This window comes from Microbacterium sp. UBA3486 (genome assembly GCF_002377845.1).
Classification (GTDB): Bacteria; Actinomycetota; Actinomycetes; order Actinomycetales; family Microbacteriaceae; genus Microbacterium; species Microbacterium maritypicum_A.
Window position 1 is genome coordinate 1 of the sequence record NZ_DFQP01000026.1, and the last position, 24999, is coordinate 24999.

A 24999-nucleotide genomic window follows, 5' to 3' on the forward strand; every position below is an offset into this window, starting at 1 on the left:
GTGCCAGGTGTCCCAGGGGGTGTACGTGGCGCGGGCCTTGCGGTCGGCGAGGCGGGCGGCGGCGGCGGCCTTCGGGCCCACGGTGAGCCGGCCAGCCGCGGCCAGCTCGGCAGGGACGCGGAAGCCGCGGTACCCGTAGACGCCCCTGCGCTTGGTGCGGGTGAGGCCGCGGGACTCGAAGTCCCGGTTGAGCTGCTGCGTGCTCGGGGCCGGGCGCCCGAGGTGCTCGAGGTAGTCGGCGGCCACGCGGCGGAGCGCGGTGACCGGGGCCCAGGCGTCAGGGTCCATCTTGAAGACGAGGTCGAGGTCGCGAGGCAGCGGGGATGGCGGAATGTCTCGGGTCAGGTCCGCGGTGGCACCATACTGGAGCGACGCAGCGCGCGGGTACCGGTAGCCCGAGCCCGCCCGCATCCACTCGGGGGACCGCGTGAGCGCGTCGAGCGCGGCGATCGCGGAGTCGGCCACACCGACTGACCGCATCCACTCGTGGGGGTCGTGGTGCTTCTTGGACGAGTTGCACCTTCCGCACGCCGGCACCAGGTTCCACGGGAGGTCGGTGCCGCCGCGCTCCCTCGGGATGAAGTGGTCAACGGCACCGTCTGGGATCGAGCGACCGCAATAGACGCACCTCCACCACCAGCGTGGACCCCAACGCTGTTCGGTGAGGTCGAGGAGCACGGAGGGCCTGCGTCGAGGCATGTGGGGCCCCTTTCGGGAGGGCTGAACGAGGGTGGGGGGCAAAAGATTAAACCTATATACACCTATGCACACGGGGCTGGAAATGCCCTAACTACCCTGGCCCGCCCCGATGCCTTGGTACGACTGGGATCGGGGCGGGCGGGAGCCGGTCTGAAACTACCCTGGGGAGGCGCGTGGCGGTGCATGTTTTGCCCCCTCACTTCGCATCTTGGCGTGATAGGGAGGATGGACGACTTGCCCCCGGGAAGCTCCCGCCTAGTCGTGATCTGGGGCGTAGTACGCCGAGGGGTCGGCTAGATCGGGCGGCGACAGCTTCGGCACGAGCAGCCCGCGGCCCACAACGTCGGGGGCGTCGGGGTCGTCCATGTCTACCCAGTCAGGCACGAGGCGCTCGGGCTGGAAGACGTTGGAGCCGCGCGAGGCAGTCGGCATGAGTTCGATGCGGTGCAGTCCGAAGCGCTCAAGGAGGTCGCGGCGAGAGAAGTCGTCCGCCAGCTCCCAGGCCTCGGCGATGGTGCGACCCGTCGGCACCCAGCGGCGCGTGATCGTCACCGGGGACGCCTGGAGCTCCGTACGGCGCCCCTTGAGCGTCTGGAGGGCCAGCATCAGCTTCTGCACGTCCGAGTCATCCTGGGTCAGCTGGGCAGCCGTCTGATCGATCGCCGCCTGGACAGCGGCGAGCTCTTCAGCATGCTCCGGGCGCGATACAGACTCCTCAAGCGTGGCCTCGGGCCAGCCTCCGCGCTCCGACAGGAATGCATCGACGGTCGCCTTCTCGGCGAACTCAGCGGTCATATTCGGGCCGGGGCATGTACCCCCGGCCTTCCGGCTGCACGTGTAGGTTGTGCGACCCGAGCGGACAGTCACCCAGAGCTTGGAACCGCACACGCCGCAGAACAGGAGACCACTGAGCAGACGGGCCTGGCGGGGGACGCGGCGCGGCTTGCCGCTCGGAACCTTTGTCGACTTCACGCGCTCACGAAGCCGAGCCGAAGACTCGGAGTCGAGGGCGGCGGGGAAAGGCTGAAGCGGCAGTCCGTCGTCGCCGAGCACGAGGGACCAATCCTTGCGGCGAGTACCAGGGACGGGCTTGCCGACCGAGACCCGACCCAGCACGGCGTCACCCGTCAGGATCGCGGCGACAGCGGGCCACGACCAGACACCCCGCGAAAGGGCAGAGGGCTCATCGCCGCGTATGAGGGCCAGGCGATAGGGGCTGCGAGTGGTCGGGACGCCCTCGCGGACCAAGACATCCGTCAGCGCGTTGATGGGACGACCCTCCAGGACCCAGGCGGCCATGCGCTGGATCGTGGCGACCTCGGCGGCGTCGAGCACCAGCGTGCGACCCCGCCCGGACGGGTGGGGCGCGGGACGGTAGCCGAACGGGACGGTGCCGCCCTTGAAGCGACCCGCCTGCTGGTTGGCCCGGATCGCGGCGCTCACGCGCATGGCCGTGTTGTCGGCCTCGGTGCGAGCGACCTCGGAGAGAACGGCGGCGGTTAGGCGCCAGCCAGCCTGCGTGGACCTGATGCCGTCCTTCCAGGCGACGAACTCGGCGCCCGGGGTGCGGTCGAGCACCTCAACCAGGCGGCCCATCGCGGAGATGCCCTGACGGCTCCAGCGGTCGAGCTTCCAGACGACGAGAACGTCGGCCTCTCCTTCGTCCAGGGCGCGCAAGGCCTCGTCGGCGTTCGCCCGCGCGACCCGACCGGAGAGACCGTCGTCAGCGAGGACCTGCACTACGTCCAGGCCCTCGGAGTCGGCGAAGGACCTCAGGTCCGCCTCCTGCCGCTGGATCGAGTCTGAGACGCCGTCGTTGGCGTCCGACACCGAAAGGCGGAGGTACAGGATTGCTCTTCTCATGCGAGCAGATTACTGCGTCAAGTCGGGAGGATTGGTGGTGCTCATCTGGGCCGTCGCCGGTCCTGCTCTGACCTCGCTGTTCGAGCAGGCGATCCAGAGGGTCTCGGGGCTCTGACATGGAGGACCGGAATGGTTGCGCGGATGATCGCGGCTCCAGCCCGGTGGAGTTCGTGCTCGTGGGAACGCTCCTCACCGCCCTCACGCTCGCTGTGCTGCAGCTCGCGTTCGCGGTGTACGTGCGCAACGTGGTGCACGACGCCGCCGTCGAAGGCGCCTACCACGCGGCTCTCGCCGATACGACCCCGGAAGAGGGCATCGCACGCACCAGAGACGTCATCTCCCGCGCGGTGGGGGCGGACTACGCCGAGGACATCCGCATCGGCGTCTCCGGCGCCCCGCCGTACGAGACGGTCGACGTCCGGGTCCGCACGACGTTTCCGCTGCTCGGACTGATCGGCCTCCCCCTCGCGATGGAGGTGGAGGCTCGTGCACCTGCCGAGACTTTCGGAGAAGGATGACGAGGGATCGGCCGCGCTCGAGTTCATCGCGGTGGGAGTGATCCTTCTGGTGCCCCTGATCTATCTCGTGATCGCGCTCGGTGCGATCCAGGAGCAGACCTTCGGGGCGGAGGCAGCAGCACGGCACGTCGCCCGTGTCGTCGCGCGCGCACCCGATGCGACGACGGCGGCGGAGAGGAGCGATGCCGTGTTGGCGGGGATCGTGGACGAGTACGGTCTGGATGAGGAAGCGGTGAATCTGACGATCGCCTGCACCCCACGCGCGGTCGAGTGCCCGTCGGCCGGGGCGACCATCGTCGTCACCGTCACCACGTCGGTGCGACTTCCATTGGTGCCGGAGATGCTGGGACTCGATCGCTCGACCGCCGTCCCCGTGCAAGCCGAAGCGGTGCAGAAGGTGTCGCGACTGTGGGGCGCAGAATGAGGGACCGGTCCCGGACAGGGACGGGGGCCGTCGGCGACAACGAAGAGGGGAGCGTGCTGCTCCTCACCCTCGGCTACGTGCTTCTGGCTCTGGCCGTGATCTTCGTGTGCGTCTGCGCCACCGATCTCTACATCGCCCAGAAGCGGTTGGATGCGCTCGCCGATTCCGCCGCGCTCGCCGGAGCGGACGGCTTCACCCTGGCGGTACGCGACGGCAGCGTGCGTGCCGAACTCACGGATGACGGCGTCGAGCAGCAAGCCGTGGCGATGGTGTCCGCGCTGCCGGGGGAGGCGTCGATCACCGCCGCCGGCACGCCTGACGGCGTCACCGCACGAGTCACCGTCACGGCGGAGTGGCGTCCGCCCTTGGTGTCCGTGTTCGTGCCCGACGGCGTCCCGCTGGAGTCGACCGCCACGAGTCGCACCGCCCTGCGGTGACCGGACCCTGCGGTGACCGGACCCTGGGGATCAGCGGAGGTCGCGCATTTGCGCGAGCAGTCCGTCGAGCCGAGGAGCGAGCTGCGGCGGCACCTCGGCCGGAAGCGCGTCGACCGGCCACCAGCGCAGGTCTTCCGATTCTTCGCTCACGGTGAGGGCAGCGTCGCGGTCGACGACCACGGCGATCCCGACGTCGAGGTGCGAGGCGCAGGAGCCGAAGCGGGACGAAAGTCCGTGATGGTCGAGGTCGTAGGCGAGAAGTGCGGCCGCCGGGTCCACCGCGATGCCCGTCTCCTCGCGCAGTTCGCGCAATGCACCGCTCAGGACCGAATCGTCTCCGTCCTCGACGTGACCTCCCGGCTGCACCCAGAACTGCCCCTTGCGATGGAAGACGAGCAGCGTGTGTTCGAGCGACGCATCGAACACGACACACGACGCGGTGAGGTGATCCGGGCCCGACTCGCGATGCACCGGGCCTCCGTGCGCCCCGAAGAACGAGGCGAAGTCGGCCTGCGCGGCGCGGTCGCGCTCCGATCGGGGAGCGAAGGCCGAGATCAGGCGGTGGGTGTCCGCTTCCAGACTCGAGATCATTCCTGTTCTCCTTCGGAGGAGTCGTCGTCTGCTTCCGGTCGCTCGCGAGGGACGAACTGCGGGATCCAGCGCAGGAAGCCGAGGGCGCCGACCAGACCGACCACACCCATCGCGGCCGCCGCGAACGGCAGGGCGGCTACAGCGGTGATGGCCGAGACCAGTAGTGGAGCGATCGCTCCGCCCGCGTCGGTGAGCGTGCGCCAGGAACCGAGGAAGGCCGCGGGTTCATGCTTCGGCGCGACGTCGGCGCCCAGGGTCAGCAGGATCCCGCTCGACAGGCCGTTGCCGACACCGAGGACCGCGGCGAACATACCGAACCACAGCACCGCCGCATCGACATCGTGCGTGAACGACAGGGCGAGGAAGCCGGCTCCCATGAGCACCATCGCGGGCATCGCCGCCCACAGTCGGCCGAAGCGGTCCATCACCTGACCGCTCGCATAGAACAGGGCGAAGTCGATGGCCCCGGAGACACCGACGACGAGGGCGATGGTCGAGGCGTCCAATCCCAGCGACAGCCCCCACAGGGGCAGAACGACCTGACGAGCCGAGCGCACGGCGGAGAGCGACGCGGCGCCGAGTCCGAGGCGTCCGAGCACCGCCCGCTGGCGCCACATCGTCTGGAAGATGCCCAGGCGTTCGACTGTCGGGATCGACCCGCTCACCGCCTCGCCGGAGTCTTCCAGATAGCGCTCGTGGGCGGTCGCCGGAACGGGAGGGATCATCTTCTCCGGGTCGGGCCCGAAGAGCACCAGCACCACCATGACCACGAGACAGGCGAGGAAGAACCAGATCGCCGCACTCTCACTCCCGAACAGCTGCAGGAGTCCTGCGGCCACGAACGGTCCGATGAAGATGCCGAGGCGGAAGCTGCCGCCGAGAAGGGAGAGGGAGCGCGCGCGGAACGCGACCGGCACCCGAGTGGTCATGAAGGCGTGCCGGGCGAGACCGAAGGCTGCCGCGCAGATCCCGAGAAGGAACACCGATGCCGCCAGCACGCCCAGCGACGGCGCGAACACCATCCCGATCCCGGCGACGATCGCGATCACGCCGGCGATCACCATCGTGTATCTCTCACCGATCTTGCCCACCGCCCATCCGGCGGGGAGATTCCCGCACAGCTGCCCGATGACGAGCGCGGAGGCCACGAGCGCGGCGAACGCGACGTCTGCGCCCATGGATGCGGCGAGCACCGGGATGAGCGGGATGACGGCGCCTTCGCCGAGCGCGAAGAGGATCGTCGGCAGGTACACCATGGGTCCGAACTGGCGAAGGACCGTCGATGCGCTGCTCACAGCTTCACGGTACTCCGCTCGGCCGGGGGTCTCGGACGACGGGGTCCCCGCGCGGGCGGGCGGCACGTTAGGCTGAGGTGTCATGCTCGAACTAGATCTCTCCGCCGAAATCCAGGCGCTCAGGCACACCTTCGGCGACATCAGCGAGGTCGTCGATGTCTCCCGTCTCCGCGACGACATCGCGCGTCTCAGTGAGGAGGCCGGCGCCCCCGACCTCTGGGACGACACCGAGAACGCGCAGAAGGTGACCAGCGCCCTCAGCCACCGTCAGTCCGAGCTCGCCCGCATCACCGGCATCGCTCAGCGTCTCGACGACCTCGAGGTGCTCGTCGGGCTCGCGAACGAGATGGGCGATGAGGACTCCGCGCAGGAGGCCCGTGCCGAACTCGCCGCCCTCACCGACCTGATCAACCAGCTCGAGGTGCAGACGCTGCTCGACGGCGAGTACGACGAGCGATCCGCGATCATCACGATCCGCTCCGGCGCGGGCGGCGACGACGCCACCGATTTCGCCGAGATGCTGATGCGCATGTACCTGCGCTGGGCGGAACGGCACAAGTACCCGGTCAAGGTCATGGACACGTCCTACGCAGAGGGCGCGGGTATCAAGTCGGCGACCTTCGAGATCGACGCGCCCTACGCCTTCGGCACCATCTCGGTGGAGGCCGGAACGCATCGCCTCGCGCGCATCAGCCCGTTCGGCTCGGCCGACAAGCGCCAGACGTCGTTCGCCGCCGTCGAGGTCATCCCGCTGATGGAGGAGGCCACCGAGGTCGACATCCCGGAGAGCGATATCCGCGTCGACGTCTTCCGCTCCTCCGGCCCCGGTGGGCAGTCGGTCAACACGACGGATTCGGCCGTGCGCCTCACCCACCTCCCGACCGGCATCGTCGTCTCCATGCAGAACGAGAAGTCACAGATCCAGAACCGTGCTGCCGCCATGCGCGTGCTGCAGACGCGACTCCTGCTGCTGCAGAAGGAGCAGGAGGCTGCGAAGAAGAAGGAGCTCGCGGGCAACATCACCGCGAGCTGGGGCGATCAGATGCGCTCGTACTTCCTCTACGGCCAGCAGCTGGTGAAGGACCTCCGCACGGGTCAGGAGTCCGGCAACCCTGCGGCCGTCTTCGATGGCGATCTCGACGACTTCATCTCCGCGGGCATCCGTTGGCGTAAGCGCAAGATCGAGGACTGAGTCCACGAAGAAGGCCCCGGAGCGATCCGGGGCCTTCTTGCTGCGCGCGCGCGTTCAGCGCCCGGAGTCGCGGAGGGTCCCGGTCACATCCTCGTAGCTGAAGAGGATGCACTGCACGGTGCGGTCGTTCTCCCGGATCCAGGTGGCCTTCGTCGGCTGGTAGTTGTAGAAGTCGAGTTCGGAAGCCTCGTAGGATTTGCCGACATACGCCTCGAACGCCTCATAACAGCCGTTCCACGCACTTTCGTTCAGCACGTCGTCGCCGGGGAATTCGCCGTCCTCGACGTCGTAGATGAAGAAGACCTCGTCGGTGTGCGGTTGCTCACAGGGAACCACGGGCAGCTCGAACACCAATTCGTCTTCGCCGTACTCGACCAATGGCAGGCAGTCGCCCACTTCGAGGTCGGCGAAGGGCACCATCTCGGCACCCTCGATCGACGAGGGATCCTGGCTCTCAGTGGCGCTGCCGCCATCCGTCGGCCGTTCGCTGGGAGTGCCGAACGACGTGCCGTCGGTGTCCGGTGACGATGTCGTCGCGACCACCAGGAACGACACAGCGGTCGCGAGGACGGCACCGACCACGGCGATGACGAGACCGGTGATCCCCGGCCACTTCCTTCCGCGGAGGAACAGGGAGACGAGCGACATCACGAACCCGACCGCGAGAAGCGCCCACCCGGCGATCGCGATCGCGGGGATGCAGGCACTGACGACGCCGACGACGACGGCGACCAGGCCGAAGATGCCCACCACCGGCACTCCGGCCGCGGGCTGCGGAGAAGGAGCCACCGGCCACGTGGCCGCCGGATACCCGCCATAGGGCGCGGAGGTCGTGCTGGTCTGGGGCGCTGCGGCAGCCGATGGAGAGAACGTCTGGCCGGCGAGCGTGTACGGCGGCGCGAAGGGCGCCGGCTCGGCGTCGGCGGAGGGAACGACAGGTGTGGCCGGCTCCGGAGCCGACCCGGCGGGGATCGACTCGGCTGCGGTCGTCCCGGCTGCGGTCGTCTCCGTGGCGGGTGCGTGTTGCCCGGTGACGACGTGCTCCGTCCACTGCAGTCCGTCCCACCACCGTCGGTTTCCGGAGCCGTCGTCGTACCAACCGGCAGGTGTTGTCATCAGGCGTTCCGTGCGTCTTTCTCGGTCGGCGGATGCGCGGTGAGGTCGTTCTCGCCACGCAGGCCTCTCCACAGGGGCTGGGCCGTCAGTGACGACGGTAGCGGCGCTGCGGGGTCTGTGTCGAATGAGAAGACGATCACGTGAAGAAGGCCTCGGGAGCACCGTGCTCCCGAGGCCTTCTTCGCAGACTGGATGCGGGTCAGGGCGTCAAGCACCCGGCGATCGCATTGGTGTCTCCGAGCACCTCGGCGACACCGTACAGGGCATCGGTGTCGGTGAGGGTGCCGTCGCTGTCGGCGATCGTGCGCAGCGTCGCATTGTCGAGGTCGGAGGCGACGAAGAGGTCGGCGAGGCAGGTGATCTGAGCCTCGGTGTACCCCTCTGCACCCGACGAGGCGAGAATGGCCGTCAGACCTTGCGCGACCTCAGGAGCGGTCGGACGAACTCCCACATCCGTTCCTTCGGTGCCTTCGGTCTCGCTCGGCGTGGCCTCGATCGACGGAGAGGAGGTGGGCAGCTTGTCGATCTCCTCGCTCACTCCCTGCGCGAAGGCGAAGAGGTAGACGAACGACATCACGATGCCGATGATCGTCCCGACGACCGCCAGGATGAGTCCGGCGATGCCCGGCCACTTCTTCCCCTTGAGGAAGAGCGAGATGAGCGACACGATGAATCCCGCGCCGAGCAGGATGAAGCCGAAGAACCCGATCACCGGGATGAAGACCAGGATGGTGCCGAGCACCCCGAGCCCGAGCCCGACGAGTCCGAGGATCGAGAGCTTCTTCGGTTCCTCGACGGCAGGCTGCCCGTACGGGGCTGCAGCCGGATACCCCGTCGTGCTGCCGGAGTACGCCGGTGCGGTGCCGGGGTAGACGTCGGCGGATGGCGCCGGAACCTCGGCCGGGGCGGCGGGAGCGGCCGGGGCGGCTGGTGCGGAGTAGGCGAGGTCGTCGCTCAGGGGAGTCGTCGGTGCGGTCGCATCCGGCGACGGGGGTGTGGTCGCGGTGTCGTCGGATGTACGGATCACGGTGTCGTCGATCGACGATGCCGAGGACCCGGCCTGTTCCGAGGACCCGGCGTGCGCGTCGGGATCGACCGCGGCGTCCGCGGCCTCCGGGGCGAAGTGCTCGGTCCACTGCTGGCCGTCCCACCAGCGCTGTCGACCTGATCCGTCGTCGTACCATCCTGCGGGCGTTGTCATGGCTCCCCCTTGAAAGAACTCGGCAGCTGCTTCCTGCAGCCGACATCTTCATGTATAGCAGTGGGAGGCGACGCGCCACCGGCTCGCGGATGGGGAGCTCTCCCCATCCGGCCCTGAGGGCGGAAGCGCCGTGCGGGGTGTCGCTCGCGGCCAGGCGACAGCCCGCGCTTAGGCTCGTAGCGCCATGATTCGGTTCGAGAACGTCACGAAACGCTACCGCGGGACGTCGAAGCCCGCCCTCTCCGGAGTCGACTTCGAGGTGCAACGCGGGGAGTTCGTCTTCCTCGTCGGAGCCTCGGGTTCCGGCAAGTCCTCCTGTCTGCGCCTGATCCTGCGCGAAGACGTCCCGACGTCTGGGCGGGTCGCGGTGCTCGGGAGAGACCTGCGCGCGCTCGCGAACCGGAAGGTGCCGTACTTCCGCCGCCACATCGGGTCGGTCTTCCAGGACTTCCGGTTGCTGCCTTCGAAGACCGTCTATCAGAACGTCGCTTTCACGCTTCAGGTGACCGGTTCGTCGCGCGGCTTCATCCAGCAGGCGGTTCCGGAGGCTCTCGCCCTCGTGGGCCTCGACGGCAAACAGAAGCGGATGCCCCACGAGCTCTCGGGCGGAGAACAGCAGCGGGTCGCCATCGCGCGAGCCCTCGTCAACCGTCCCCAGGTTCTGCTCGCCGACGAGCCGACCGGAAACCTCGATCCCGCGACGTCGGTCGACATCATGCAGCTGCTCGCTCGCATCAACGCCGGCGGCACCACCGTGCTGATGGCCACCCACGAAGCCGGATTCGTCGACCAGATGCAGCGCCGAGTGATCGAGCTGCGTGACGGGGAGATGGTCCGCGACGAGGTGCACGGCGGATACGGCGACACCTCCAACATCCCGCGCCTCGTCCCGGAGGAGGTGCGCGGAGCGGCTGCGGCGGCGGCTCTCACCGCGGTCCAGGAGGTGCAGCGTCAGACAGCCGATCTCTCGGTGGTGCGCGCCGCGCTGGCCGAGGAGCTCAGCACTCAGCGCAAGGTGGCCGCGTCCTCCGTCGACCGCGAGGGAGAGACGGTGGTTCCCCCGGCCCCGCGCACGGTCGAACCCCCGGAGCCGGTGCATTCGCCGGAGACCGGCGCCGCGGCCGGAGTCGTGGAGCCTCCTGCTGTCGCGGAGACCCCCGCTGTCGTGGAGCCCCCTGCTGTCGTGGAACCTCCGACGGTGGTCCGGCCGCGTACCCATCCGATCGCTCTGCCGACGGTCGACGTCGCCGAGCTCGGCGTCGCCGATCGCCTCGGACTCTCCGATGAAGACGACGAGGAAGTGGGCCCGACCTCATGAGAATCGGACTCATCCTGGCCGAAGCCCTGGGCGGCCTGCGGCGGAACATCTCGATGGTGATCTCCGTCGTGCTCGTCACCTTCGTCTCCTTGACGTTCGTGGGCGCCGCGATCCTCATGCAGGGGCAGATCGGCGTCATGCGCGGGTACTGGGCCGAACGCGCCCAGGTGGCGGTGTACATGTGTTCGGCGGTCTCGGAATCCGAGACCTGCCTCGACGGCGCGGCGAGCGAGGAGCAGGTCGCCTCCGTCCGGGCTCAGCTCGAGGGTGACGCGCTCAAGCCGCTCATCAGCTCCATGACCTTCGATACGAAGGAAGAGACGTACGCCAAGCTCGTCGACCAACTCGGCGCGGACCAGGCGAGCGTGCTCTCGCCCGACCAGGCCTTCGAGGTGTTCTTCGTCACGATGAAGGACCCGGGTCAGTCGCAGGTGCTCGCCGAGGCCTTCAGCGGACAGGCCGGCGTCGAGCAGGTCAAGGACCAGCTGCAGTATCTCGAGCCGTTGTTCTCCGCGTTGACGGTCGCGACCTACATCGCGGTCGGAATCGCCGTGCTCATGCTCATCGCGGCGACCCTGCTGATCGGAACGACCATCCGGTTGTCGGCGTATGCGCGGCGCAAGGAGATCGGCATCATGCGCCTGGTCGGAGCCTCGAACCGCTTCATCCAGACGCCGTTCGTCCTCGAGGGCGTGTTCGCCGCGTTCCTCGGCTCGGCTCTGGCCAGTGCCGCCGTCGTCGCCGGTATGCACTTCGGGGTCAACGGCTACCTGCGGGGGAGGGTGCCGTTCATCACCACCTGGGTCACGATGCAGGACGCGGTTCTCGTGGTTCCCGTGCTGATCGGGATCGGCGTGATTCTCGCCGCGCTCTCCGCCGGCTTCGCGATCCGACGCTGGCTGCGTACCTGATAGCCTGAAAGGCTGCTCGGTCGGATCGATCGATCGAGCTCATCACGGCAACAGGAGAGCATCATGCCCAGGGAACGCGGAGAGAAGGTCGTCGCGACCAATCGTCGCGCACGTCACGACTACACGATCGAGAAGTCGTACGAAGCGGGGATGGTGCTCACCGGCACCGAGGTCAAGTCGCTGCGTCAGGGTCGCGCCAACCTCAGCGACGGCTATGCGTTCGTGAAGGGGAACGAGGTCTTCCTCGATTCCGTGCACATCCCCGAGTACTCGCAGGGGCACTGGACGAACCACTCGGCCAAGCGCATCCGCAAGCTGCTCCTCCATCGCGAGGAGATCGCCAAGATCGCGCACGCCGTCTCGGCCGGGGGATACACCCTCATCCCGCTGAAGCTGTACTTCTCCGACGGTCGTGCCAAGGTCGAGATCGCCCTGGCGAAGGGCAAGCGCGAATACGACAAGCGGCAGACCCTGCGCGAGCGTCAGGACACCCGTGAGGCCGACCGAGCGATGCGTCTGCGCAATCGCGTGGGGGAGTAGCCCCCGGCTCTCATGCCCCGACCCTCACGGCAATGCCGTCACGAGTCGACAGCCCGTCACGGGCGCGGGTGGAAGCCGAAGACGCGGCCGAGGAACGCCAGCTCGCGGTCGAGGGAGTCGACGATGGTCTCCGCACTCCGGAAACCGTGTCCCTCGGCGGGATAGAGCGCGTACTCGTGTTCGATGCCGCGCTCTGCCAGCGCATCGCGGATCGCCTCGGACTGGGATGGAGGGACGACGCGGTCCTCGCCGCCCTGCAGGAGCAGGACGGGGACAGTGATGCGATCTGTGTGCGTGAGCGGTGAACGCTCGACGTACAGATGCTCGTACTCGGGCAACGGGCCCACCAGACCGTCGATGTACGATGCCTCGAAGTCATGAGTCTCCGCGGCCAGCATGCGCAGGTCGGCGACGCCGTAGCGGCTGATCCCTGCGGCGAAGGCTCCGCCTCGTACCAGTGCCGACAGCACGGTCCAGCCGCCTGCCGATCCGCCGCGGATCGCCAGGCGGTCGGGGTCGGCGAGACCGGCGGCAGCCAGGCCCCGCGCAGCCGCGATCACGTCGTCGACGTCGACGACACCCCACTGGCCGTCCAAGCGTTCGCGATAGGCGCGACCATAGCCGGTGGAGCCCCCGTAGTTCACGTCGAGCACGCCGATCCCGCGGCTCGTGTAGAAGGCGATCGCTGCCGAGGCTGCCCCGGTCACGTGCGCCGTGGGTCCGCCGTGGACCAGCACGACGTAGGGCGGGAGCTCGTCGTCGGGGGCCTCCTCGTCGGGGTTCGCCGGCGGATAGGCGAATGCGTGCACGGCGCCGTGCGGACCGTCGATCTCGATCGACATCGATGCCGGCATCCAGCGCGGATCGACGAGCTCCCCGCCGCGCACGGCGACGACCTCTCCCGACTCGATATCGACGCACCAGAGCCCCGCCGCCACCCGGGAACCGTTGCCGGAGAGCAACACCCGGGTGCCGCGGACCGCATCGACGCTCACATGACCGTCGCCGGGGAACTCGATGATGCTCTCGCCGCCTCCGGTGTCGATCACGACGACGTCGTCGCGCCCGTTCGTGCGGACGGCGACGATGCGGCCGTCCTCCAACGGCTGATACCAGCGGTTGCCGAGCACCCAGAGCCCGTAGCCCGTGTCGGCATCGGACGGGGCCAGCGGCCGCGGGGGTCCGGAAGGCGTCACCCCGTCGATGGCGACGCGGTGGAGTGTCCAGCGGTCATCGGCGATGTCGGCGAAGACCAGTTCCGTGTCGCTGAGCCACTCGGGCTGCAGCGCCGCTCGTGACGGGATCGTCCGCGGGAGGCCTCCGTCGACCTCGGCGACCTGCACGCACGCGCTCTCCCACGGCATCCTCCCCCGTTCCCAGGCGACCCACGCGGCGCGGGTCCCGTCAGGAGAGAGTGCGGGGTGGGCGAAGAATCCCTCGCCCTGCACGATCACGCTGACCGCGGACGCATCTTCTGCGGCGGAGCCGTCGAGCGGGATCTCGACGATCGCACGGAGGTGCGGTGTGGTCGAGAGGTCTTCGCGCACGGCGAGCAGACGTCCGTCCTGCACGCGCAGACCTCCGTGCGCGGGCCCGGCAGCGGTGAGCGTGACGAGATCCCCGTCGGGGGTCAGGCGGCGCACCCGCTGGTCACCGGCGTCGACGAAGTACAGCGCCCCCCGATCGTCCGCCGTCCAGGCGCCTCCACCGTATTCGTGCACGCGGGAGCGGGCGTTCCAGGGCGCGGGGAGGACCTCGGCGCCCGTGGAACTCCGTACCGTCACCCGTCCCTTCTCGGACGGAACCGACTCACCCCACCAGATGTCCGTGCCGACGAAGCGGGCGCCGTCGATGCGAGGAGAAGCTGCCGCGACTGAGGCCGCGGAGAAAGGCGAAGGCCAGGAACCGTAGGGGGACGACGTCATGCTTCGAGCCTATGGGGCGCTGACGCGAGCGTCACGCGGGGCGCACACGAAGGCCCTCCAGGGAAACCGGGAGGGCCTTCGTCGTGCTCTCGTCTCAGACCGCGCGGAGCACCGCCACGATCTTGCCGAGGATCACGGCTTCATCTCCCAGGATGGGCTCGAACGCCGAGTTGCGCGGGAGCAGCCAGGTGTGGCCGTCGCGACGGCGCAGCACCTTGACGGTGGCCTCGCCGTCGAGCATCGCCGCGACGATCTCGCCGTTCTCGGCGCTGTTCTGTGAACGGACGACGACCCAGTCGCCGTCGCAGATGGCGGCGTCGATCATCGACTCGCCGGAGACCTTGAGCATGAACAGGTCGCCCTTGCCCACCAGCTGGCGGGGGAGCGGGAAGATCTCCTCGACCTGCTGGTCGGCGGTGATCGGCACACCGGCGGCGATGCGTCCGACGAGGGGGACCAGTGCCGCATCGCCGACCGGTGTCGCCACGTCGGCGGGGTTCTCGGTGCTGGCCCCCGGCAGGTCGATGAGCACTTCCATGGCGCGGGTCTTCCCGGGGTCCCGACGAAGATAGCCGCTGAGCTCCAACTGCCCGAGCTGGTGGGTGACGCTGGAGAGGGACTTGAGACCGACGGCGTCGCCGATCTCGCGCATGCTCGGCGGGTAACCGTGGTGCGCGATCGAGTTCTGGATGACCTCGAGGATCGCCATCTGCTTCGGGCTGAGGCTCTTCCGGCGGCGCGTGCGCGGTGCCTCCGACTCGGGGGCAGAGTTCTCGCTCATGGTGCTCCTTCAGTGCGTGATCCGACGTCCCTCTTCGAATGTCGGAGGCCCGTGGTGGGGTGTCCTTATCGAAACCGTATCCGAGAAACGGGCCGATCTGGAAGATCTGTTCGAGCGTGTCGGCTCATTTCCGGATTCGGTTTCGAAGAATACTTGACAGATGTTCGAACTCGAAGATATCTTCGGTACGTAGCTTCGCATTCACGGCTCCCGGCCGAGACGGGAATGCGAACGCTACGCCAACTTCCCCGGCGGCCTCACCGCTCCGGGACAGGCTAAGGAGCACCACATGAGCAGCATCAGCTTCAGCACCGCAGCAGTCATTCCGGCGTCGACCCGTCCCACGACGCGACTCCGACTGACGACGCGTGGCCGCGCCGTGCTGCTGGCCTTCGCCTCGGTCCCGCTCGCGATCGGTATCGCCTTCGCGGCGCTCAGCGGTGGTAGCGCGATCGCTTCGGGAGCAGATTCGGTCGCCGTCAGCGTCGAGACGGTGACCGTCATGCCGGGAGACACCCTCTGGTCGATCGCCACCAGCGTCGCTCCCGATGCCGACCCGCGCGACGTCATCGGTGAGATCAGCCGGATGAACCTGCTGCGCGGTGGAGAACTCCAGATCGGCCAGACGCTCGCCATCCCGGCCCAGTACGTGAACTGATCCGGCGGCGGCAGCACAGCAGCAACTTTGCGTCATCGAGGCGAGGCGCCGCTTAACATGGGAAGGGTGACCCTCTCCCTCAACGATCTCCCGCTACGTGACGATCTTCGCGGATTGACGCCATACGGCGCTCCGCAAGCGCCGCTCCCGATCGCGCTCAACGTGAACGAGAACACGCATCCGATCCCCGACGCGGTGGCGAGCGACATCCTCGACGACATCGCCGTCGCGATCCGCGACGTCAACCGCTATCCGGACCGGGAGTTCACGACGCTCCGCGAGTCGTTCGCGGAGTACCTGGGGCATGGGCTCACACCGGAGCAGATCTGGGCCGGCAACGGCTCGAACGAGGTTCTCCAGCACATCCTCCAGGCATTCGGAGGTCCCGGGCGCACGGCGTTCGGCTTCGCGCCGACGTATTCGATGTACCCGCTCATCGCTCAGGGGACGGGAGCACGCTGGATCGCCGGCACGCGTCAGCCCGACTACACGATCACCCCGGACGAGGCGGCCGAGCAGGTGCGGGCCGCCGATCCCGATGTGGTCATCCTCTGTTCTCCCAACAACCCCACTGGCACGCCGCTCGGGCTGGACGTCATCGAAGCCGTGTACGACGCGGCCCGTGGCATCGTGATCGTGGATGAGGCGTACCAGGAGTTCGCGCCGCGCGATGCGATCTCTGCCCTGACCCTGCTCGACGGACGCCCGCGTCTCGCCGTCTCGCGCACCATGAGCAAGGCCTTCGCCTTCGCCGGGGCCCGGGTCGGGTACCTCGCTGCTGACCCCGCCTTCATCGACGCGTTGCGTCTGGTGCGTCTGCCCTATCACCTGAGCGCTCTCACCCAGGCGGCGGCGATAGCGGCCCTGCGCAACGCCGACGTGATGCTCGCGATGGTGGAGGAGATCGTCGAGCAGCGCGATCGGATCACGGCGACCCTCGAGGCGCTCGGATACCAGCCGCACGAATCGTGGTCGAACTTCGTCCTGTTCGGCGGCGTCGCCGACCCGCGGGCCACCTGGCAGCAGCTGTACGACCGCGGCGTGCTCGTGCGCGATGTCGGCATCCCCGGACACCTCAGGGTCAGCGCGGGCACGGAGGCCGAGACCACCGCGTTCCTCGAGGCGCTGGCCTCGATAGGATCGGCTTCATGAGCACCCCCGCACTGACCCCGCGCACCGCGAACCGTGTGCGCAGCACGTCGGAGTCCACCGTCGAGCTCGAGCTGAACCTCGACGGCACCGGGGCGAGCCGTATCGACACGTCCGTGCCGTTCTTCGACCACATGCTCACCGCCTTCGCGAAGCATTCGCTGACCGACCTCACGGTGCGGGCTTCCGGCGACACGCACATCGACGCGCACCACACGGTGGAAGACGTCTCGATCGTGCTCGGCCAAGCCATTCTCGAAGCTCTCGGGGACAAGTCCGGGATCTCCCGTTACGGCGACGCGCTCGTTCCCCTCGACGAGGCACTGGCGCAGGCGGTCGTCGACATCTCCGGTCGTCCGTATCTCGTGCACACGGGAGAGCCTGAAGGTTTCGAACACCACCTCATCGGCGGGCACTTCACCGGTTCGCTGGTGCGTCACTCATTCGAGGCCATCAGTTTCAATGCCGGTCTGACCGTGCACGTGCGTGTGCTCGGCGGGCGTGATCCGCACCACATCGCCGAGGCGGAGTACAAGGCTTACGCTCGCGCATTCCGCGAGGCCAAGGCTCTGGACCCGCTCGTCGACGGCATCCCGTCCACGAAGGGCGCACTGTGAGCGCAGCGCCCCGGGTCGCGGTGTTCGACTACGAGTCGGGCAACGTCCACTCGGCGGTGAAGGCGCTCGTCGCCGCCGGCGCGGATGCCGTGCTGACGCGCGACCGCGCCACCGCTCTCGAGGCGGATGGACTCGTCGTCCCCGGTGTCGGTGCGTTCCAGGCCGTCCGCGATGCCCTGCGCGCCCACGGAGGGGACGAGATCATCGATCGCCGTCTCGCCGGCGGCCGTCCGGTCCTCGGGATCTGCGTCGGGATGCAGGTCCTCTTCGAGCACGGCGTCGAGCGCGGGCACGACACCGAGGGGCTCGGCGAGTGGCCCGGCGCGGTCACCGAGCTCAATGCCCCGGTGCTGCCGCACATGGGCTGGAACACGGTCGAGCCCGGTGCCGATAGCGTGCTCTTCCGCGGCATCGAGCAGGAGCGCTTCTACTTCGTGCACTCCTACGCCGCGCAGTCCTGGGAGCTCGACGTCATCCCGCCGTTCCCCGAGCCCGTTTTGACCTGGACGACGTACGGCGACCCGTTCCTCGCCGCCGTCGAGAACGGGCCGCTCTCGGCGACGCAGTTCCACCCGGAGAAGTCCGGGGAAGCCGGCATCCAGCTGCTGCGCAACTGGGTCGGAAGCCTCTGACGTCTTCGGCAGGCGTCACCCGTTTTGTTCCCCGCCGTCCGGCGGACTACCCTCGGTTCTCGTGCCCGCACCGGGCCGTAGAGCTTCCCGATACAAGGACCCCATGAACGACTTCGCGCAGTCCCCCTCGCTCACGCTCCTTCCCGCGGTCGATGTCGCCGGGGGCAAGGCCGTCCGTCTGACCCAGGGTGAGGCCGGAACCGAGACCAGCTACGGCGACCCGTTGGATGCCGCAGGGGAGTGGGTGGCGCAGGGAGCGAAGTGGATCCACCTCGTCGACCTCGACGCCGCATTCGGCCGTGGCAGCAACGCACCGATCCTGCGCAAGGTCATCAAGCAATTCAAGGGTGTGAGCATCGAGCTCTCCGGAGGCATCCGCGACGATGCGACGTTGGAGGCGGCTCTGGAGAGCGGCGCCACCCGGATCAACCTGGGCACGGCCGCGCTGGAGAACCCGGAGTGGGCGGCCGATGTGATCGGCCGTTACGGCGAGGCGATCGCGGTCGGCCTCGACGTCCGGGGGACGACGCTCGCCGCCCGCGGATGGACCAAGGAGGGCGGTGACCTCTGGGAGGTGCTCGACCGCCTCGAGGACGCCGGCTGCAGTCGTTATGTCGTCACCGACGTCACGAAGGACGGCACTCTTCGCGGCCCCAACATCGAACTTCTCCGCGAGGTCACCTCACGTACCCCGAAACCGGTCGTCGCATCCGGCGGGATCTCGAGCCTCGACGACATCGCCGCGCTCCGCGAGCTCGTGCCGCTGGGCGTCGAAGGTGCGATCGTCGGCAAGGCACTCTACGCCGGCGCGTTCACGCTGGCTGAGGCTCTGGATGTCGCAGGAGACTGACGCGCACGCCTGTGGGCCGGAATCGCACAACCACGGCGATTCGGCGGGCGTCCCCTGGGAGGGGCGCAGCTTCGAGTCGAATCCGCACGCGTCGGACGACGGTTCCGCCGATCCCGCCCTGCTGGCCGCGCTGCTGCGGTTCCGTGCGGGTGAAGGCAGCCAGGTCGACGTGGTCGACGCCTTCCGTACCGCGCGTGTGCTGATCCCCCTCATCGCTGAGAAGGGTGAGGAGGGTGTGGCGCCGAGCGGTCTCACCGTCGACAAGACGCAGGAACTGTCCATCGTGACGGTCGCGGCGCCTGACGGCCGGCGGGTGCAGCCGGTCTTCTCGTCCGTGCAGGCGATGCAGGCATGGGATCCGACCGCGCGACCGATCCCCGTCGAGGCCGTTCGAGCCGCGTTGGCGGCGTCGGCGGAGGACACCGATCTCATCGTTCTCGACCCGACGTCAGAGACGGAGTTCGTGATCCGACGTCCCGCGGTCTGGGCGATCGCTCAGGAGCAGCGCTGGGAGCCCAGCTTCCTGTCGACAGAAGTGTTCACGGCTCTCCAGGAGAGCGTGGCTCACGAACTGGCGGTGATCGATGTGGCGGTGGCCGCGGGCGATCCCGACGCGCGGCTCCGGGGCCCCGAGCTGATCGTGGTCCTCGAGCTCGTCGACGGTCTGGAGCGTGAGGTGCTCGATGCCGTGCTCTCGCGTCTCGCTCAGCGCTGGGCGTCCGATGATCGCATCGCTGTGCTCGCCGACTCGCTGACCGTGAAGCTCCGCCGCAGCGTCTGATCGCGTTGACTACGATCGGGACATGTCCCGCGGTCTGATGCGAGTCCTCGCCGTGGTCGCGCTCCTGGGAGGTGCCGCGACCGGCATCACGGGTTGCTACACCGCGTGCCCGGCGATCGGCTACGTCAACGGGGTGGTCGTCGACGTGAGCGTATTCCCGGAGACAGCGGCCGTCCAGTTCTGCGTGGACGCGGAGTGCTCACCGGCGCCGGGGGAGGACGAGACCGTCTCGACCAACCTGTTCGCGGCGTCCCGTCAGGACGACCGGACCTGGCGGCTCATGTTCGATATGTCGACACCGGAGGACGTCGACATCCGCCTGTTCGACGCGCAGGGCACCGTCATCCACGAATCCGAGGAACCGATCGCCTGGACCCACGCTGATGGCCCGTGCGGCGGCCCCTCCACCGCGGACCCCCTGATCCTGGACCCCTGATCCTTCATCGCCGGAGATGACGCTCTCCACGTCGGACCGCGGGCGGGAACGGGAACGCGTCTCCGCAGGGAGGTGCGCGGTCCGATCGCTGCTGCGGGTGCTGATAGCGTCGGAGATCCGTGCAGGAAGGGAGGAGGTGGTATCCGTGAACGAAGTGACGTCGGTGCTCCTCCGGGGAGTCACGGTCGGGCGATAGGTCGTCCGGGAGCGCCGCATCTCAGCAGCATTCCCGAAAGGCACGACCATGCACTTCACGTCTGAACAGAATCTCGACGGCGGACTCACCGAGCGCGAATTCACCATCGGTGACATCCCCGGCATCATGTGGCCGCCCCCAGCCGCTTCCTCCTCCGCGCCGGTTCCCCTCATCCTGATGGGCCAACCCGGCGGAATCGGCATGCGACGAATGTACCCACGCCTGGCGGCGCGAGCGCGCAGCGCGGCGGCGCAAGGCTTCGCTGCGATCTCGATCGAGGCGCCCGGAGCGGGCGACCGAACGCCGCTGCCTGGCGCGGCGGCGGCGCGGGCCGACCTCGTTCGTGTGATCTCTGCCGGCGAAGAGCCGGGCGAGGAGGTCATCGACCGGCTGATACTTCCTCTCGTCGATCAGGCGGTGCCGGAATGGCAGACCACGCTCGACGAGGCTCTTGCCCTTCCCGAGATCGGCGAGCGGACGGCATTCTCCGGTGGGGTGATCGCAATCGGAGTACGTCTCGCCGCGATCGACTCACGCATCGTCGCGGCAGGCCTCTTCGCCGGCAGCTATGTGCCCCGCACGACGATGGAGGAGGCGCGTCGGGTCACGATCCCGCTGCATGTCCTCCTGCAATGGGATGACGAGGGCAACGATCGCCGGATGGCTCTCGACCTGTTCGACGCCTTCGGATCGACCGAGAAGACGCTCTACGCCAACATGGGCGGCCACACGGGCGTCCCGCAGTTCGCTGGCGAGGATGCCGCGCGCTTCTTCGCCCGCCATCTCGGCTCCGTCGTCGGCGGAGAATGCGCGGCTTCGTGAGCCCGTCGGTTGCGCAGGTCTCACACCTTCGCCGGAGCTAGTTGACCGGTCCGGTCCACTTCTCGCCCGGGCCCTTGCCGATCGGGTCGGGGATCGTGGAGGCCTCCCGGAAGGCGAGCTGCAGTGAACGAAGACCGTCGCGCAGGGAGCGCGCGTGCATGTCGCTGATCTCCGGAGCGCCGGCGGTGATGAGCCCGGCGAGGGCGTTGATGAGCTTGCGCGCTTCGTCGAGGTCGATCTGCGCCGCGGCGTCCGGATCGTCGGCGAGCCCGAGCTTGACGGCTGCCGCGCTCATGAGGTGCACGGCGGCGGTGGTGATCACCTCGACGGCGGGTACATCGGCGATGTCTCGTGTGGCCGACGATGCGGCCTCCTCCTGACGTGCCCAGCGCTCTTCGCGCTCGCGTGCAGCCTCGTCCGGTGCCTGGTTCGTCACTTCGCCTTGCTTTCTGTTAGACTTTGGCGGGCTCCGGAGCGTCATGCTCCGGATCGAAAGAGGATTCACTTCCCACCCGCGCTTGCCGTTCAAGGCTACCGGGTCTTGCACTCCACCGGCTCCGTTCGCAAGACGGACCCGGCAGGTAGGGTGCGGAGCCGGCGTCTGAATGCCGGTGGGCGGGGACGATTCCGATTTCGCCCGTGATGCAGACAGCATCGCGGTGGCCGAATCACATCGTCTAAGGAGTTCCGCATCAGCGATCCCCGTACCAATGAGCGCATCCGCGTCCCCGAGGTCCGCCTCGTCGGCCCCGCGGGTGAGCAGATCGGCGTCGTCCGCATCGAGGCAGCGCTGCGCCTCGCGCAGGAAGCCGATCTCGACCTCGTCGAGGTCGCCCCCAACTCGAAGCCGCCCGTCGTCAAGATCATGGACTACGGCAAGTTCAAGTACGAGGCCGCCCAGAAGGAAAAGGAAGCTCGCCGCAACCAGGCGAACACGATCCTCAAGGAAGTCCGTTTCCGTCTGAAGATCGAGGCCCACGACTACACGACCAAGCTCAAGCGCGCCGAGGGGTTCCTCAAGGCTGGCGACAAGGTCAAGGCCATGATCCTTTTCCGTGGTCGTGAGCAGTCGCGTCCCGAGCAGGGTGTTCGTCTGCTGCGCAAGTTCGCCGAAGACGTGGCCGAGCTCGGCACGGTCGAGTCGAACCCGACCATCGACGGCCGCAACATGGTCATGATCGTGGCGCCGCTCAAGAGCAAGTCCGAGGCCAAGCAGGAGCAGAATGCGGTTCGTGACGCGCAGCGCGCGGCGAACAAGCAGGCTTCGCGCGACGCGAAGAACGAGTCGGACGCACCGGCCGCAGCTCCGGCGGAGTGACTCCCGCCCCCAGAACTCCCGCACCGCGGGTTGACACCGTCGCCTGAGAAGGCGCCATACGAAGGAAGAGAAGATGCCGAAGCAGAAGACCCACTCGGGTGCTAAGAAGCGCTTCAAGATCACCGGAAGCGGAAAGCTGAAGAAGCAGCAGGCCGGGATGCGCCACAACCTCGAGCACAAGTCGAGCCGTCGCACCCGTCGTCTGAACCAGGACCAGGTGCTGTCGAAGGCTGACACCAAGGTCGCGAAGAAGCTTCTCGGTCGCTGACGCGCGCCGAACGCACGAATAGGAACACAGGAAAATGGCAAGAGTCAAGCGGGCAGTAAACGCCCACAAGAAGCGCCGGGTCATCCTCGAGCGCGCCTCCGGTTACCGCGGACAGCGTTCGCGCCTGTACCGGAAGGCCAAAGAGCAGGTCATCCACTCGCTGGTCTACTCGTACCGTGACCGTCGCAAGCGCAAGGGTGACTTCCGTCGCCTGTGGATCCAGCGCATCAACGCTGCTGCTCGCCAGAACGGCATGACCTACAACCGCTTCATCCAGGGCCTCGGCATCGCCGGTGTCACGGTGGACCGTCGCATGCTCGCCGACCTCGCGGTCAACGACGCGGCGACGTTCACGACGCTGGTCGAGACGGCGAAGAAGGCTCTGCCCTCCGACGTCAACGCACCGAAGTCGGCTGCGTAAGCACCTCTTCACACAGGGCGCTCTCCTTCGGGAGGGCGCCCTGTGGTGTTTCTGGATGCACTGCCGCCCACGACGCGCGTGACTCCCATGTCGATCAGGGAGGTCGCGGCGACCGCGATCGCGTACACGGCGAGGTCCCGCAGATCGAAGCCCGAGCCGAGGACGAGTCGGATCGGCGGGAACATCGCTCCCCATTCGCGCGGAAGGCCGGTGAGCTGGAGCAGCTCGACGCCGGCGCAGACCACGAAGGACAGGAACGCCACAGCGGGACGAGGCCATCGCGGGGCGACGAGGGCCACGAGCAGGTAGATGAGCACGGCGTACAGCGCGTCGCCCGCGATGTCGCCGACCGCACCGCTCATGCCGCGATGGACGACCAGACCGATCCCGACCGTCGCGACAGCGAGAACGGCGAGGGCGACCCGCCGACGAGAGGTGTTCGCAGCAGCGCTGTGGGTCATCCCGGCACCTTATCCCGATGGTGCGGGAACCAGCCCGGCGTTCCCTAGACTGTGATCGTGCTGGAGAACCCCCGTTCGCCCCGAGTCCGAGCCGTCGCGAAGCTGACCAAACGAAGCGCGAGGACCGAGACGGGCCTGTTCCTTCTGGAAGGCCCGCAGTCCGTGCGCGAAGCGCTCACCTATCGTCCCGAGGCGATCGTCGAGCTGTTCGCGACGCCCAACGGGTGGGAGCGGCACCCCGACATCCGCGCGAAGGCCGCCGACGCCGACATCGACGTCGAGTACGTCACCGAGTACGTCCTCAACGCGATGGCCGACACCGTCACTCCGCAGGGACTCGTGGCGGTGGTGCAGCAGACACCGACCTCCGTGCGCGACATCTTCGACGCCGCGCCGCGACTGGTGGCGATCTGCGAAGAGGTGCGCGATCCCGGCAATCTCGGCACGATCATCCGGGCGGCGGATGCGGCGGGCGCCGATGCCGTCGTGCTCACGGGACGAACCGTCGATCCCTACAACCCGAAGGTGGTGCGTGCCACGACGGGTTCGCTGTTCCACCTCCCGGTGTCGGTCGGGGGAGACCTCGCCGATGTCGTCAAGCGCGCACACGATGCAGGTCTCCGCATCCTCGCAGCCGATGTGAAGGGTGACGATCTCCTGGAGGCGCGCGCCGAGGGCGTGCTCGCCGAGCCCACCGGATGGCTCTTCGGGAACGAGGCGCGGGGGCTCGAAGACGATGCGCTGGCCCTCGCCGACCAGGTGCTCAAGCTGCCCATCTTCGGTCGTGCCGAATCCCTCAACCTGGCGACGGCCGCCAGCGTGTGCCTCTACGAGAGTGCATTTGCACAGCGTGCGTCCGCTGGCGACTGAGTTCTCGGGTGCCGAGGGAAGCAGGAAGCGGAGTCGATGAGGATTCTGATCGTCGAGGACGACGACCGGGTCGCCGGGGCGCTCGAGGCCTTTCTCGGACGGTCGGGATACGCGACTGTGCGCGCGGCGGACGGCGCTGCCGCGCTGGGCATGCTGGGAGCCGACACCGAGGTGGTCCTCCTCGACCTCGGTCTCCCCGACATCGACGGCGTCGACCTGTGCCGTCGCATCCGGGGGCGCTCGGAGGTTCCGATCGTGATCGTGACCGCCCGCAACCAGGTCGCCGAACGCATCAAGGGACTTCGCGCGGGCGCGGATGACTTCGTCGTGAAGCCCTATGACGTGCACGAGCTCCTCGCCAGGATCGAGGCGGTCACCCGGAGATCGAGACCGATGAGACCGGAGGCCGACGCCCGGGTGCTGCTGCACGACGGGCATGTCGACATCGACCTCGTCGCCCGTCAGGTGCTCGTCGACGGCACGGCGATCGACCTCACACGCAAGGAGTTCGACATCGTCGCCGTCCTCGCCCGATACCCGGGGGTGGCGGTGCCGAAGGAGCGCCTGATCCGTGAGGTATGGAACACCGACTGGCGCGGGTTCGGGCACTCGCTCGAGGTGCACGTCGGAGCGATCAGGAAGAAGACCGGAGTCCGTGGGGTCATCGAGACCGTGCGCGGAGTCGGCTACCGTCTTGCGGGGTCCTGAG

30 protein-coding genes are annotated in these 24999 nt (G+C 68.1%); 20 read left to right on the forward strand and 10 right to left on the reverse strand.

Annotated elements, in window-relative coordinates; translation table 11 throughout:
- On the reverse strand, positions 1-699 hold a 699-nt coding region (locus B2869_RS03240), incomplete at its 3' end, for an HNH endonuclease (protein WP_292762670.1).
- A gap of 255 nt (positions 700-954) precedes the next feature.
- On the reverse strand, positions 955-2562 hold the full coding sequence (locus B2869_RS03245) for a recombinase family protein (RefSeq protein WP_292762672.1): 1608 nt from the start codon (positions 2560-2562) through the stop codon (positions 955-957).
- Between the two features lie 116 nt (positions 2563-2678).
- Here B2869_RS03245 and B2869_RS03250 point away from each other — a divergent pair, with 116 nt between their 5' ends.
- From B2869_RS03250 to B2869_RS03260, 3 genes are read left to right on the forward strand one after another with little or no spacing between them, the layout of a single operon-like run.
- Complete coding sequence (locus B2869_RS03250) at positions 2679-3080, forward strand: TadE/TadG family type IV pilus assembly protein (RefSeq protein WP_292762675.1); 402 nt, start codon at positions 2679-2681, stop codon at positions 3078-3080.
- Positions 3049-3504 carry a TadE family protein gene (locus B2869_RS03255; RefSeq protein WP_292762677.1) on the forward strand — a complete coding sequence of 152 codons (456 nt, stop codon included), beginning with the start codon at positions 3049-3051 and terminating at the stop codon, positions 3502-3504. The genes B2869_RS03250 and B2869_RS03255 overlap by 32 nt, the downstream gene beginning before the upstream one ends.
- A 53-nt stretch (positions 3505-3557) precedes the next feature.
- Positions 3558-3941 carry a hypothetical protein gene (locus B2869_RS03260; RefSeq protein WP_292762679.1) on the forward strand — a complete coding sequence of 128 codons (384 nt, stop codon included), beginning with the start codon at positions 3558-3560 and terminating at the stop codon, positions 3939-3941.
- A 30-nt stretch (positions 3942-3971) separates the two neighbouring features.
- On the opposite strand, the gene B2869_RS03265 is transcribed toward B2869_RS03260, so the two are convergent.
- Both B2869_RS03265 and B2869_RS03270 read right to left on the reverse strand, forming a co-directional pair.
- Positions 3972-4532, reverse strand: a complete 561-nt coding sequence (locus B2869_RS03265) for an NUDIX hydrolase (protein WP_292762681.1) — start codon at positions 4530-4532, stop codon at positions 3972-3974.
- Positions 4529-5788: an MFS transporter gene (locus B2869_RS03270; RefSeq protein WP_292762791.1), complete on the reverse strand. Its 1260-nt coding sequence runs from the start codon at positions 5786-5788 to the stop codon at positions 4529-4531. Before B2869_RS03270 ends, B2869_RS03265 begins: the two co-directional genes overlap by 4 nt.
- A gap of 121 nt (positions 5789-5909) precedes the next feature.
- Between B2869_RS03270 and prfB the strand changes: the two genes are divergently transcribed.
- Positions 5910-7019 carry a peptide chain release factor 2 gene (gene prfB, locus B2869_RS03275; protein ID WP_029260598.1) on the forward strand — a complete coding sequence of 370 codons (1110 nt, stop codon included), beginning with the start codon at positions 5910-5912 and terminating at the stop codon, positions 7017-7019.
- Positions 7020-7073: 54 nt separating this feature from the next.
- Here prfB and B2869_RS03280 read toward each other — a convergent pair whose 3' ends face one another.
- Entirely contained in the window at positions 7074-8135 is a 1062-nt protein-coding gene (locus B2869_RS03280) for a DUF2510 domain-containing protein (RefSeq protein WP_292762686.1), read from the reverse strand.
- A gap of 199 nt (positions 8136-8334) precedes the next feature.
- Positions 8335-9336 carry a DUF2510 domain-containing protein gene (locus B2869_RS03285; protein ID WP_292762689.1) on the reverse strand — a complete coding sequence of 334 codons (1002 nt, stop codon included), beginning with the start codon at positions 9334-9336 and terminating at the stop codon, positions 8335-8337.
- Between the two features lie 184 nt (positions 9337-9520).
- Here B2869_RS03285 and ftsE point away from each other — a divergent pair, with 184 nt between their 5' ends.
- The 3 genes from ftsE to smpB all read left to right on the forward strand — a co-directional run bounded on the left by ftsE (position 9521) and on the right by smpB (position 12105).
- Positions 9521-10654, forward strand: coding sequence for a cell division ATP-binding protein FtsE (gene ftsE, locus B2869_RS03290; protein WP_292762691.1), 1134 nt, complete (start codon positions 9521-9523; stop codon positions 10652-10654).
- A complete protein-coding gene (gene ftsX / locus B2869_RS03295) occupies positions 10651-11565 on the forward strand; it encodes a permease-like cell division protein FtsX (RefSeq protein ID WP_292762693.1) in 915 nt (304 codons plus the stop codon). The genes ftsE and ftsX overlap by 4 nt, the downstream gene beginning before the upstream one ends.
- A gap of 63 nt (positions 11566-11628) precedes the next feature.
- On the forward strand, positions 11629-12105 hold the full coding sequence (gene smpB / locus B2869_RS03300) for an SsrA-binding protein SmpB (protein WP_021199784.1): 477 nt from the start codon (positions 11629-11631) through the stop codon (positions 12103-12105).
- A gap of 56 nt (positions 12106-12161) precedes the next feature.
- Here the strand turns inward: smpB and B2869_RS03305 are convergent, their stop codons facing one another.
- Both B2869_RS03305 and lexA read right to left on the reverse strand, forming a co-directional pair.
- Positions 12162-14030 carry a prolyl oligopeptidase family serine peptidase gene (locus tag B2869_RS03305; RefSeq protein WP_292762699.1) on the reverse strand — a complete coding sequence of 623 codons (1869 nt, stop codon included), beginning with the start codon at positions 14028-14030 and terminating at the stop codon, positions 12162-12164.
- A gap of 94 nt (positions 14031-14124) precedes the next feature.
- The gene (lexA, locus tag B2869_RS03310) at positions 14125-14811 is read right to left on the reverse strand and encodes a transcriptional repressor LexA (protein ID WP_021199782.1); all 687 of its coding nucleotides are present in this window, start codon (positions 14809-14811) and stop codon (positions 14125-14127) included.
- Positions 14812-15100: 289 nt separating this feature from the next.
- Here lexA and B2869_RS03315 point away from each other — a divergent pair, with 289 nt between their 5' ends.
- From B2869_RS03315 to B2869_RS03350, 8 genes are all read left to right on the forward strand, one after another.
- Positions 15101-15469: a LysM peptidoglycan-binding domain-containing protein gene (locus tag B2869_RS03315; RefSeq protein WP_292762704.1), complete on the forward strand. Its 369-nt coding sequence runs from the start codon at positions 15101-15103 to the stop codon at positions 15467-15469.
- Positions 15470-15526: 57 nt separating this feature from the next.
- A complete protein-coding gene (locus tag B2869_RS03320) occupies positions 15527-16621 on the forward strand; it encodes a histidinol-phosphate transaminase (RefSeq protein WP_029260603.1) in 1095 nt (364 codons plus the stop codon).
- Complete coding sequence (hisB, locus tag B2869_RS03325; protein ID WP_292762708.1) at positions 16618-17235, forward strand: imidazoleglycerol-phosphate dehydratase HisB; 618 nt, start codon at positions 16618-16620, stop codon at positions 17233-17235. The genes B2869_RS03320 and hisB overlap by 4 nt, the downstream gene beginning before the upstream one ends.
- Positions 17232-17867, forward strand: coding sequence for an imidazole glycerol phosphate synthase subunit HisH (gene hisH / locus B2869_RS03330; RefSeq protein ID WP_021199778.1), 636 nt, complete (start codon positions 17232-17234; stop codon positions 17865-17867). The genes hisB and hisH overlap by 4 nt, the downstream gene beginning before the upstream one ends.
- Before the next feature lie 103 nt (positions 17868-17970).
- Positions 17971-18717 carry a bifunctional 1-(5-phosphoribosyl)-5-((5-phosphoribosylamino)methylideneamino)imidazole-4-carboxamide isomerase/phosphoribosylanthranilate isomerase PriA gene (gene priA / locus B2869_RS03335; protein WP_021199777.1) on the forward strand — a complete coding sequence of 249 codons (747 nt, stop codon included), beginning with the start codon at positions 17971-17973 and terminating at the stop codon, positions 18715-18717.
- Positions 18701-19498, forward strand: coding sequence for an SseB family protein (locus tag B2869_RS03340; RefSeq protein WP_136025195.1), 798 nt, complete (start codon positions 18701-18703; stop codon positions 19496-19498). Before priA ends, B2869_RS03340 begins: the two co-directional genes overlap by 17 nt.
- A gap of 22 nt (positions 19499-19520) precedes the next feature.
- Positions 19521-19934 (forward strand): hypothetical protein, encoded by a 414-nt coding sequence (locus B2869_RS03345; RefSeq protein ID WP_292762716.1) that lies wholly within the window; start codon positions 19521-19523, stop codon positions 19932-19934.
- 244 nt (positions 19935-20178) lie between these two features.
- On the forward strand, positions 20179-20952 hold the full coding sequence (locus B2869_RS03350; protein ID WP_292762719.1) for an alpha/beta hydrolase: 774 nt from the start codon (positions 20179-20181) through the stop codon (positions 20950-20952).
- Between the two features lie 37 nt (positions 20953-20989).
- Here the strand turns inward: B2869_RS03350 and B2869_RS03355 are convergent, their stop codons facing one another.
- Positions 20990-21388 (reverse strand): DUF1844 domain-containing protein, encoded by a 399-nt coding sequence (locus tag B2869_RS03355; protein WP_017828562.1) that lies wholly within the window; start codon positions 21386-21388, stop codon positions 20990-20992.
- 255 nt (positions 21389-21643) lie between these two features.
- On the opposite strand from B2869_RS03355, the gene infC reads away from it, so the two are divergent.
- The 3 genes from infC to rplT all read left to right on the forward strand — a co-directional run bounded on the left by infC (position 21644) and on the right by rplT (position 22959).
- Positions 21644-22270 (forward strand): translation initiation factor IF-3, encoded by a 627-nt coding sequence (infC, locus tag B2869_RS03360; RefSeq protein WP_096359486.1) that lies wholly within the window; start codon positions 21644-21646, stop codon positions 22268-22270.
- A 73-nt stretch (positions 22271-22343) separates the two neighbouring features.
- Entirely contained in the window at positions 22344-22538 is a 195-nt protein-coding gene (gene rpmI, locus B2869_RS03365; RefSeq protein WP_017828564.1) for a 50S ribosomal protein L35, read from the forward strand.
- 34 nt (positions 22539-22572) lie between these two features.
- Complete coding sequence (gene rplT, locus B2869_RS03370; protein ID WP_021199772.1) at positions 22573-22959, forward strand: 50S ribosomal protein L20; 387 nt, start codon at positions 22573-22575, stop codon at positions 22957-22959.
- 8 nt (positions 22960-22967) lie between these two features.
- On the opposite strand, the gene B2869_RS03375 is transcribed toward rplT, so the two are convergent.
- Positions 22968-23420 (reverse strand): DUF2809 domain-containing protein, encoded by a 453-nt coding sequence (locus tag B2869_RS03375; RefSeq protein WP_292762754.1) that lies wholly within the window; start codon positions 23418-23420, stop codon positions 22968-22970.
- A gap of 57 nt (positions 23421-23477) precedes the next feature.
- Here B2869_RS03375 and B2869_RS03380 point away from each other — a divergent pair, with 57 nt between their 5' ends.
- Both B2869_RS03380 and B2869_RS03385 read left to right on the forward strand, forming a co-directional pair.
- On the forward strand, positions 23478-24290 hold the full coding sequence (locus B2869_RS03380; RefSeq protein ID WP_029260610.1) for a TrmH family RNA methyltransferase: 813 nt from the start codon (positions 23478-23480) through the stop codon (positions 24288-24290).
- 36 nt (positions 24291-24326) lie between these two features.
- Positions 24327-24998, forward strand: coding sequence for a response regulator transcription factor (locus B2869_RS03385; RefSeq protein ID WP_021199769.1), 672 nt, complete (start codon positions 24327-24329; stop codon positions 24996-24998).
- Position 24999 lies beyond the last annotated feature (1 nt).